This window comes from Corallococcus exercitus (genome assembly GCF_003611585.1).
Lineage (GTDB): Bacteria > Myxococcota > Myxococcia > Myxococcales > Myxococcaceae > Corallococcus > Corallococcus exercitus.
Window position 1 is genome coordinate 1 of record NZ_RAVW01000350.1, and the last position, 10,568, is coordinate 10,568.

Here is a 10,568-nt window from a genome sequence, read left to right on the forward strand (position 1 = left end):
CCCTCGGACACACCGCGTACCCCGAGCCCCAGCACGATGAGCGGATAGGTCACGGCGTTCGGGATGAGCCGGCGCAGCACGTCGGTCACCACCGCAATCACCAGGGCCACTCCCAGAATCGTCGACAGCGCGAGCTGAACAGGTGTCATTCGGCACCTGCTCCCATGGGGAGCAGGCGACCCCCATCAAACAATGGAGGCCCGGAGCCCGTCAATTCCTGAACAACGCCATCGCACCGTGGGGCCCTGCGTCATCCCGTTCCTCAGTGGATGACGAGGCGGATCTTCTCGCTGCAGATGAAGTACTCGTCCCCGTCTTCAACCTTGCGGCGCTTGATGCGCTGCTTGTTGAACCAGGTCCCGTTCGAGGAGCCGAGGTCCTCGATGTAGAAGTCGCCGCCGTCGCGGGCGATGACGGCGTGCTCGCGCGACACCTTGCCGGAGTTGATGACGAAGTCGCAGTGCTTGCCGCGGCCGATGACGTAGCGGTCCTTGACGATCTTCTCCTGCTCGCCGGACTCGGTGACGAGGTAGAGCGCAGCGCCCTCCTCCTCGTCCGGCTCCTCCATGGGCTCCTCTTCGGCCTCCTCGGGAGCCTCGTCCTGCATGTCGTCGAGCGGCGGCTCCTCCTGCTCCGGCAGGGGCTCCTCCTCGTCCTCGATCATGTCGTCCGCGGAGGGCGGGGGCGGCTCGTTCTTGCCCTTGATGAGCCGCTCCAGCTCGGCGGCCGTCTCCAGGACGCGCTCGGCGACCTCGCGGCGCACCGGATCATTGTCCAGCCCGTTGGAGGAAGGACGCTCCTCCACGTTGCGCGCGGCGCCTCGCGGGGGCGGCGCGGGGGTCAGCATCGGCGGAGCGCCCTTGGCCGCGGCGGCCGGGGGCGGCGCGGCGGCCGCTCGCGCGGAAGGCGCGGGCGACGGCACCGCCGCCACCGCGGGCTCCCCCTTCGTCTTCACGTCAATGAAGCCGTTGAGGCGCGCGAACATGAACAGCGCCTGGTTGATGAGCGCGTCGCGATCCGACCCCATCTGCAGGGCCATCTCTTCGTACGTCTCCCACAGGTGCTCGGCGATGCCGACCTTGCGTGCGGGACGGGAGTTCTGATCGATCATCGGTCTTGGCTCGGGAAATGCTGGACGTAGAGGACGATAGCAGAGCCGGTCGGGCGCGCCCAGTTACTGGAAGGCCCGGAGATACTGGAGGTTCTTCGCGTTGTCGCTGATGGACTCCAGGGCCACCTGGAGGATGCCGTCCGCCGAGGGGTAGGCGATGAAGGCCAGGCTGGAGCCCTCCACGTCCGTGGCCACCACGGAGGCAGGCAGGGTGTACACCGCCAGGTTGCTCGCCTGTCCGGTATCCACCTCGAAGACGAAGCGGCGGAAGCGCGGCTGCAGCGTCACCACGTAGCGGTCACCGGCCACCAGCCGGCTCTGGGAACCAATGGTCGCGGTCATCGTGAGCGTCAGCGGCGCGGGCACGTAGGTGGTGGGCGACTTGGGCGGCTCCAGCCCCAGGTCGAAGCCGTCCGGGTGCGCGTAATAGTCCAGGAAGCTGGAGACCGTGTACGGCTCGTTCACGTCCAGCCGCTGGATGAACGAGGCGCTGCTCTCCGAGCCCGCATAGAGCAGGTAGGGCTTCACGTTCGGACCGGCCCGCACGGAGAAGAGCGGGTACGAGGCGCAGGGCTCCACCGCGGTGACGATGGCCGGGTCGGACAGGTCCGGGTAGAGCCGCGTGAGGCCGTTGCCCTGGTCCTCCAGGCGGAGGATGGGGATGGCCGTCGCGCAGGCGCCCGCGTTGTTCGCCAGCACGATGGAGTCCCCGGGCACCACCCCGCGCGACGCCGCCAGGGTGGTCTCGATGAGCAGCGGCGCATCCTCCACGGTCAGGTTGCGCGTGAGGTTGGTCAGGCCGGGCAGCGCGCCCTGGAAGACGAAGCGGTAGGTACCGTTGGGCACCGTCCCGTTGCAGAGGAACGCCGTGGCGTTGGTCGCGTCTTGCACCTGGGGGCAGCCCGGCTGCGACACGGTGATGGCCGGGAACTGATCCGCGCGCACGGCCTCGTTGCTGTCGCGCAGCTCCGCGGTCACCGACGCGCTCAGCGGCCCCTTCTCCGGGTCGCGGTCCAGGTTGAACGCGCGCCGCTCGTCGGCGCGGAACAGGGTGATCTCCCCGCTGGACGACGGCATGATGCCCAGCAGCGGCACGGCGGTGAGGTAGGCCACCCCGTCCGAAAGGAGCTCGCGGACCTCCAGGCCCGTGCGCAGCGTGAGGCCCGTGGGCAGGCCCCGGCTCGGCTTCAGGGTCAGCATGGGCGCGCCGGTGACGTCGCGCGCGAGCACCGGCGCCGTGGAGGGCGCCAGCGGATCCGGCCCGTTGTCGAGCGCGATGAGGCCCTCGCAGTCCGACGAGTTGCACGTCAGCTCATCCAGCACCACGTACACGTAGCGGCCCGCGGGCACGGTCTCGGTCTCCGACACCTTGAAGCTGGGGTGCGTGGCCACGAGCCGCGCCGGGATGTCGATGAGGTCCGTGTACGTCGGCACCGCGAAGGGGGCCGGACGCGGCCGCTTGTAGGGAATCTCCACGGAGGCCCCGTCCGCGGCGACGCGCACGAGCCGGCTGGTGCCGGACACGTTGCGGATGGCGAGCACCAGCGAGTCCGTCGCGTTGGCCCGCGCGGGCAGCGTGGTCATGGACAGCACGGTGTCCGCCGGCTTGAGGCAGAACACCGGCAGCGCGGGCGGCAGCGCGGCCGCGTCGAAGCCCTCCGGACCGGGCAGGTCCTGGCGCATCACCACGCCGCCGCCGAAGGGAGCGCAGAGCTGCTCGGCGGCCTCCGGGCGCGTCTGGAGCGCGTAGTACAGGACGCTCGGCGCGCCATCCGCCACCGGGGCGTGCGCGGCGAAGGCGGTGATGAGCTGGCCGGTCGCCAGGCGCGTCACTTCGTTGAGGCGCGCGCGGTCCGCGGCCACCACGGAGATGCCGCGGCCACCGGAGCTGCGCGCGTAGATGTACGGGCCGGACACGTCGTTGCCGGTGGCGTCGTAGCCCACGTCGCGGGTGAGCGAGTCGGGCCGCGCGATGACGGGGATGGACAGGGGCTCCAGCGGGTTCGGCGCGGGGAGGAACTCACGCGGCGAGCGCGTCAGGTCCAGCACGCGCAGCTCATCCCGGTCCTGCGAGGTGACGAAGACGAGCTGGTTGGAGAGCACCACGTCGTACGTGCCGGACAGGCCGGCGGCGCCCGCGGTGGAGGTGGTGTCGGAGCAGGCGAGCGCGAGGCTCGCGCCGCTCAGCAACAGGGCCGCAAGAAAGCCGCGCTTCAAGGTCAGTTCTCCTGGCACACGCTGGTGCCCTGGTTCGGATCGCGCTGTTGCTGCATGCCCAGCTTCGCCACCACCCGCGCATCCTGGGGACGCGCGAGGTCGGGGATGTCCACGATGGACACCTGTCCGTCACCGAAGTTGGTCACGAACAGCCGCGCCGCGTTCGTCCCGGCCGGGTTGTCCACCGTCAGCCCGAAGGCCTGCGACGGGTTGCTGGTCTGGTTGAGGTCGTTGACGAGCGGCACCTGCGCCACGACCTGCCCGAGCGCCTCGTCGTACAGGGACACCGCGCTGTCGCCGGTGCTCGTCACCGCGAGGATGTTGGTGTCCGCGTTGGACGTGCCCGGCGTCCGCTCGATGAGCTGCATGTCGCTCACGCCGTCCGGCAGGGGCACCGCGGAGACCACGCGGAAGAAGGGCTGGGTCGCGGCGGAGCCCGGCACCGCGTCGTATTCGAAGTCGACGGTGAGCAGCGTGTCCGGGCCGCGCGCCAGCATGTACAGCCGCTCGCGCACGAAGTTCGGACGCGCCGCCCGCTCCGCCGCAGTCACCGGCCGGGGCACCACGCGCGCAGCTCTCGCCTCGCGGATGCTGAAGACGGACTGCAGCGCGGGCTCCAGGATGATGCCGGGCTCGTTCTTGTCCACCAGCCGCAGCACGAAGTTGCCGCCCACCGTGCCGTTGATGCCGGCCACGAAGTTGCGGCCCGTCACGTAGAGGTAGCCCGCGCCCACCGTCACGGAATCCGAGCCGCCGTAGAGGTAGCCCTCGGGCGACAGCGGGATGAAGCCCAGCGTGTCGCGCGTGGGGTTGTCCAGCTTCACCGTGGCCAGGTAGTTCTCGAAGTTGGTGCTGGACTTCGCGGGCGAGTCCGCCGCCTCGGAGTGCGTCACGTACAGCGTGCCGCTCGCCGCATCCACCGTCACGCCGATGGGCGACGGGGCCCGGGGCAGGTCCGGCCGGCCTGCCTCGCTCAAGGACGCCGGGATGTCGTCCGTGAGCGACAGCGCGCCGTTGCGGCAGTCCACGCCGCCCTGCACGCAGTTGAGCACCGGCGCGCCGTTGGCATCCAGGCTCACGTCCACCGCGTTCAGGTTGTTGCCCTCCGCGCGCGAGGGCACGAACAGGCGCGGCAGCCCGCTGGCCGGGTTCACCCACAGGCCCAGCTCACCCGCGAAGCTGCGGATCTGCACGAGCGATTCGTCCGCGGTCGCCAGGTCCTCGAAGGCGAGCGTGGAGTCCGGGAGCGTGCTGCCCAGGCGGGGCACCATCACCGTCTGCCCGTTCACCTGCGTGCTCAGCGTGTCCAGGTTCAGTGCCACCAGCGAACCGGAGTCGTAGCAGTTGTCGAAGTTGGCGTTCGCGACGAAGAGGTAGCCATTGCTCGCCGAGGGCCCTCCCGCCGTCGGAGGGCGCCAGAACGCCACCCCGCTGGGGTACACGAAGCGGGTGGACGGAGGCGGGTTCGGTTCGGATTCGAGCGAACACGCACCGAGGAGCAACAGCGCGGGGGTCAGGAAATGGAGGCGCATCAGAGGGGGGCGGAGTGTAGGAACGGCACCCTGCCCCGGGCAACTGAATAGGGCTGACGCTATTCCCGGCCGCCCTCCTTCCGACATCCCTCCCCCCCGCACGGACGGCGTGCGCCGCTCCCCTGGCGGGGAAACGGGCACGCTCCGGCGGTGAACGGGCGGCCGGGCCTCAGGCCGCGGCGGCGGTTTCGGCCTGGATCTTGGAAAAGTCCGCCACCTGGTTGAACAGGGCGCCAATCTCCGTGAGGAACCGGATGCGGTTCTCCCGCAGGTCCTTGTCCTCGGCCATCACCATCACCTTGTCGAAGAAGGTGTCCACGGCGGGCTTCAGGCCGGTGATCTCCTTGAGCGCCCCGGCGAAGTCGTCCGCGCGCACGCGCTCGCCTACCCTGTCGCGGGCCTGGGTGAAGGCGGTGTGGAGGTTCTTCTCCGGCTCGTCCGTGAAGCGCTGCGGGTTGGTCTGCCCGCCCGCCACGTCCTTGCCCTGCTTCTCCACGATGTTGACCACGCGCTTGAACGCCGCCGCCAGCGGCTGGAAGTCCGAGTGGCCCACGAGCACGCTCAGGGCCTCCAGGCGCTTCTTCGCCGCGACGAGGTCGTCGAAGCCCACGGCCAGCACCGCCTCCACGACGTCCGTGCGGTGCTGCTCGCCCCACAGCGCCTTGAGGCGGCCGCGGAAGAACTCCAGCACCTGCTCGCGCGGGGCCGCCTCACCCGGCTTGCGCTTCACGTTGGCCAGCTTGGGGGCCAAGAGGCGCAGCGCCTCGTCCACCGCGGCCGACAGGCTGAAGCGGTAGCCGCGCCCCAGCACGATGCGGATGATGGACAGGCACGCGCGGCGCAGCGCGAACGGATCCGCCGCGCCCGACGGCGCCTTGCCGATGGCGAAGATGCCGCACAGCGAGTCCAGCCGGTCCGCCAGGCCGATGAGCGCGCCCGCGTCCTGCGACGGCAGCGCGTCCTCGGCGCCGCGGGGCAGGTAGTGCTCGAAGATGGCCAGCGCCACCGCGTCGGGCTCGCCGCCCGCCTTCGCGTACTCGCGGCCCATCACGCCCTGGAGCTCCGGGAACTCGCCCACCATGCCGGTGACGAGGTCCGCCTTGGACAGCGTGGCGGCGCGCTCCACCGTGGCCGCCTCCCCTGCCCTGCCCGTCGCCTGGGCCAGGAAGCCCGCCAGCGAGCGGAAGCGCTCCACCTTCTCCAGGTACGTGCCCAGCTGGCCCTGCCACACCACGCGGCCCAGCTTCTCCACGCGGTCGGCCAGCGGCGTGCGGCGGTCCTCGTCGAAGAAGAAGCGCCCGTCCGCGAGCCGCGCCGCCAGCACGCGCTGGTAGCCGCGAAGGGACAGCTGCTCGTCGCGCACCGGCGTGTTGGACACGGCGATGAAGCGCGGCAGCAGCTTCCCCTTCGCGTCCGTCAGCGAGAAGTAGCGCTGGTGGCTCTTCATCTCCTGCACCAGCACCTCCGGCGGCAGGTCCAGGTGGCGCTCCTCGAAGCTGCCCACCACGGGGCTCGGCAGCTCCACCAGGTTCGTCACCTGGTCCACCAGCCCCTCGTCCTCCAGCAACTGAGCGCCAGCAGCCTTCGCCGCGGCATTCACCTTCCGCACCAGCTCCGCGCGGCGCTTGCCGATGTCCGCCAGCACGTGCGCCTTCTCCAGCGCGGCCTCGTAGTCCGCAGGCGCCTTCAGCGTGATGGGGCCCGGCGCGAGGAAGCGGTGACCGTAGGTGGTCCGTCCGCTCTTCACGTCGCCCAGCACCACCGGCAGCTCCGTGTCGCCCAGGAGCGCCACCAGCCACTGCACCGGACGGGCGAAGGCCGTGTCCACGTCGCCCCAGCGCATGGACTTCTTGAAGTTGATGCCGTGCACCGCCGCGTGCAGCGCATCCTGGAGGATGGCCTCCGCGGGACGGCCCTTCTCCTCCACGCGCGCGGACAGGTACTCGCCCTTGGCCGTGGTGGTGCGCCCGAGCGCGTCCACGGACAGCTTGAGCGATTCGGCGAACTTCTCCGCCGCCTTGGTGGGCTTGCCCTGCGCATCGAAGGCGGCCTTGGCGCTGGGCCCCAGCACCTCCTTCGTGATGTCCTCGCCCGCGTTCGCCACGTCGCGAACCAGCACGGCCAGCCGGCGCGGCGTTCCGAACGTGCGCACCTCGCCGTGCTTCAGGCGGGCGTCTGCCATGCGCTCGGTGAGCACGCGCTTCAGGTCCTCCAGCGCAGGCACGATGAACGACGCCGGGATCTCCTCGGCACCGACCTCCAGCAGCAGATCACGCGCCACGGGCCACCTCCGCCTTCTCCTTCTTCTCCACCGGCTTGTTGAGCTGCACCGTCTTCCAGTAGTCGCTGGCGGGCTTGCCCTCCAGCACCGGCGGCTGCTCACCCACCGTCCACGGCGTCTTCGTCAGCGGGAAGCCCAGCCGCTCGCGCATCTGCAGGTAGCCCTCCGCGCACAGGCGCGCGTTGTCCCGCACGCGCTTGATGAAGTTGGCGCGCTCCGTGACGGAGATGGCGCCGCGCGCGTCCAGCAGGTTGAACGTGTGCGAGCACTTCAGCGCGTAGTCGTACGCGGGCAGCGGCAGGTGACGCTCGATGAGCCGCTTGCACTCCTTCTCGTACGCGTCGAACAGCGTGAAGAGCATCTGCGGGTCGGACTCGTGGAGGGCGTACTTGCTCATCTCCACTTCGTTCGCGTGGAACACCTCGCGGTACTTCACGCCCTTGACCCACTCGATGTCGAAGACGTTCTCCACGTTCTGCAGGTACATGGCCAGGCGCTCGAGCCCGTACGTCAGCTCCGCGGCCACGGGACGGCAGTCGAAGCCGCCGCACTGCTGGAAGTAGGTGAACTGCGTCACCTCCATCCCGTCGCACCACACCTCCCAGCCCAGGCCCCAGGCCCCCAGCGTGGGCGACTCCCAGTCGTCCTCCACGAAGCGGATGTCGTGCTCCAGCGGATCCATTCCAATCTTCCGCAGCGACTCCAGGTACAGCTCCTGGACGTTCTTGGGCGCGGGCTTGAGGATGACCTGGAACTGGTGGTGCTGGAACAGGCGGTTCGGGTTCTCACCGAAGCGGCCGTCGGCGGGGCGCCGCGAGGGCTGCACGTAGGCGACGTTCCAGGGCTCGGGGCCGAGCGCGTGCAGGAACGTGTAGGGGGCCATCGTGCCCGCGCCGACTTCCGTGTCGTACGACTGGGTGACGATGCATCCCTGGTCGGCCCAGTGCTTCTGGAGCGTGAGGATGAGGTCCTGGAAATACATGATGGCGAGTCCTTCTCGCAGTGCGTCGAAGGCGGAGGCGGAACGCGGCGGACCCTAGTGAGGGGGTCCAGGAGCGTCAAGGACGGCTGTCAGTCCGCGTAGGCCGGGAGGTCGGCCAGTCGAATCTGCAGCTTCGTCACCTCGCCCGGACGGATGGGAGCGGACAGCAGCTTGCTCGTTCCGCCGGGGTCCTGCGGGTCCACCACGCGCAACCGGTACGTCCCGATGGGCAGGGGGAACTTGATCAGCGGGGACGTGCCCAGCTGTGTGGCGCCGTCGAACACCGCCGCGTTCTTCGGCACCGTGTAGAGCGTCAGCCAACCCAATCCCGCCTTCGCCGCGCCCTTCGAGGTGGAGGTGTCGAGCACCTCCGGGTTCTCCGCCTGCGTGACGGTGGTGACGGGCTCCGGGGCCCGCTCCGAGGGCTCGGGCTTCACGGGGCGCGGCTCGGCCTTCGCCACCGCGGGCGTGGCGGGAGTGGTGGCGACCGAAGCGCTGGGGGCCGGCTTCGTCGTCTTGCGGCTTCCCTTGCCCACGGGCGTCTTCTTCGCGTCGACGGTCGTCGTGTCCACCACCGGCTCGGGCGGGGGCGGCTCCACCGCCGGCGCCTTCTCGGGCTCGGGGGTTTCGGTCTTCTGGGCGAAGCCCGGCGGAGGGCCGGAGGGCTTCGGCGGCCACTCCCCCTTCGCCGCGGGGTCCACGGGCGGGGCCGGATCCAGCTCCGCCTTCACCCACTGCTTCGCGGAGTCGACCGCGGGCATGAACATCCGGCGCACGGGCTCGAGCGTCGCCGCGTAGCCCATGCCTCCCAGGATGAGGAGCAGCAGCAGCCGCATGCCCCAGCCGGAGCCCTCGCGGGCAGGCGCGGGCGCGGGCGGAGGCGCTTCGGCGACCTCCTCTTCCTCGGCATGGCGGGACGGACGCGCCGGGCCCCGCGCCGGACGGGTGCGGAAGCGCTGCGTCTGGAGATCGCTGGGCGGATCCATCAGCGAGTCCGGCGGGGGCGCACTCCGGGCTTCCGCGGGTTCGGGCCTCGCGATGGGACGTGCCCTCGAAGGCCGCATGGCGTCAGCTGGAGGACGGATCACCCGGGGAATGGGCGCCGCGTCCGAACCCGAGGGCCGCTGTGCTCGCGGAGTGACGGACGGCGTGTTGACTCGGGAGGCGCGGGCCTCGGCGGCTTCAGCGGCGGGACGAGGGGTCGCGCGCGGTGCGGGCGTCGCGGACTCGGTCGCGGCGCGACGGACGGGCGTGGGCTTGAAGGACGCGGCGACGTCCGGCTTGGGGGCTTCCGCGTGCGGCGACTTCACCTGCGCGGTGGCCGCGGAGGCGGCTTGATCCGTGCCCTCCTCCGCCTGGAGCGCACCGGCGGCCTCACTGACGCGGGCGTCCTCGGCGCGGCTGGCCAGCTCCAGGAGGGTGCGCGTCTTCTGGCGCTTCTCCTCGAAGAGCTCGCCCATGACGGCGGTCATCTGGTCTTCGTCGAACAGCTCGGCGCCCAGCGTGGCCTCGATGGCGCGCGCCATCTCCCGGCACGTGCCGAAGCGCTGGGCCGCATCGCGCGACAGCGCCTTGAGCACCACCGCTTCCAGGGCCTCCGGCACGGCCGGGTTGAGCGAGCGCGGCGCGGGGATCTCCCCGTCCACGATCTGCATCATCACGGCCGCCTCGCCCGGCGCGTTGAACAAGCGCTGTCCGGCCAGCAGCTCGTGGAACATCACGCCCGTGGAGAACTGGTCGCTGCGGCCATCCAGGTCCTTGTTGCGCACCTGCTCCGGGGACATGTACCCGCTGGTCCCCTTCACGGTGCCCACCTGCGTGCGGCCCAGCTTGCCGCGCGCCTTGGCGATGCCGAAGTCGATCACCTTCACGACGCCGTCGTAGGTGAGCATCACGTTCTTCGGCGACACGTCGCGGTGCACCACCGCCACGGGGCGGCCCGACGGATCCATGAAGTGGTGGGCGTAGTGCAGGCCCAGGCACGTGTCGCGGATCACTCGTGCGCAGAAGCCCAGCGGCAGCGCGTACTTGCGCCGCTCCGCCATCTTCACCACCTGCTCCAGGTTCTGGCCGGGCAGGAACTCCATGGCGAGGTACAGCTCGCCGTCCTCCTCGCCCAGGTCGAACACCTGTCCGATGTTCGCGTGCGAGAAGGCCGCGGTGATGCGCGCCTCGTCCAGGAACATCTTGACGAACTGGTCGTCCTTCTTGATGTCGGGGAGGATCTGCTTCACCGCCACGAACTTGCGGAAGCCGCCAGGGCCGGAGGTGAACGCGAGGAACAGCTCCGCCATCCCTCCCATCGAGAGGCGGGTCAGGATCTCGTACTTTCCGATGCGCCGCCCCCGGTCGGGATCTTCTCCGGCGCCACCCTGCATGCTCATGGCGGGGCGGATGTTACCCGCCGCGCCCTCCCAGGTCTGTCTCTTATACAAATCTGACGCT

General features: G+C 70.3%; 6 protein-coding genes. All 6 read right to left on the reverse strand.

All coding sequences use genetic code 11. The annotated features are described in order from the left end of the window. Positions 1 to 262: 262 nt before the first annotated feature. On the reverse strand, positions 263 to 1,111 hold the full coding sequence (locus D7W79_RS31580; protein ID WP_120529090.1) for an FHA domain-containing protein: 849 nt from the start codon (positions 1,109 to 1,111) through the stop codon (positions 263 to 265). Positions 1,112 to 1,174: 63 nt separating this feature from the next. After that, positions 1,175 to 3,328, reverse strand: a complete 2,154-nt coding sequence (locus tag D7W79_RS31585) for a hypothetical protein (protein WP_120529091.1) — start codon at positions 3,326 to 3,328, stop codon at positions 1,175 to 1,177. 2 nt (positions 3,329 to 3,330) lie between these two features. Next, positions 3,331 to 4,860, reverse strand: coding sequence for a YncE family protein (locus D7W79_RS31590; RefSeq protein ID WP_120529092.1), 1,530 nt, complete (start codon positions 4,858 to 4,860; stop codon positions 3,331 to 3,333). Positions 4,861 to 5,029: 169 nt separating this feature from the next. Further along, positions 5,030 to 7,141 (reverse strand): glycine--tRNA ligase subunit beta, encoded by a 2,112-nt coding sequence (glyS, locus tag D7W79_RS31595; protein WP_120529093.1) that lies wholly within the window; start codon positions 7,139 to 7,141, stop codon positions 5,030 to 5,032. Next, positions 7,131 to 8,123 carry a glycine--tRNA ligase subunit alpha gene (gene glyQ / locus D7W79_RS31600; protein WP_120529094.1) on the reverse strand — a complete coding sequence of 331 codons (993 nt, stop codon included), beginning with the start codon at positions 8,121 to 8,123 and terminating at the stop codon, positions 7,131 to 7,133. The genes glyS and glyQ overlap by 11 nt, the downstream gene beginning before the upstream one ends. 89 nt (positions 8,124 to 8,212) lie before the next feature. Beyond that, the coding region (locus tag D7W79_RS46500) for a protein kinase domain-containing protein (protein WP_500681247.1) at positions 8,213 to 10,568 on the reverse strand (2,356 nt) is incomplete at its 5' end.

What these genes read in the sequence shown, in the direction of transcription:
- D7W79_RS31580 (WP_120529090.1), bottom strand. Translation starts at nt 1,111, where the DNA reads ATGATCGATCAGAACTCCCGTCCCGCACGCAAGGTCGGCATCGCCGAG.
- glyQ (WP_120529094.1), bottom strand. Translation starts at nt 8,123, where the DNA reads ATGTATTTCCAGGACCTCATCCTCACGCTCCAGAAGCACTGGGCCGAC.
- D7W79_RS31590 (WP_120529092.1), bottom strand. Translation starts at nt 4,860, where the DNA reads ATGCGCCTCCATTTCCTGACCCCCGCGCTGTTGCTCCTCGGTGCGTGT.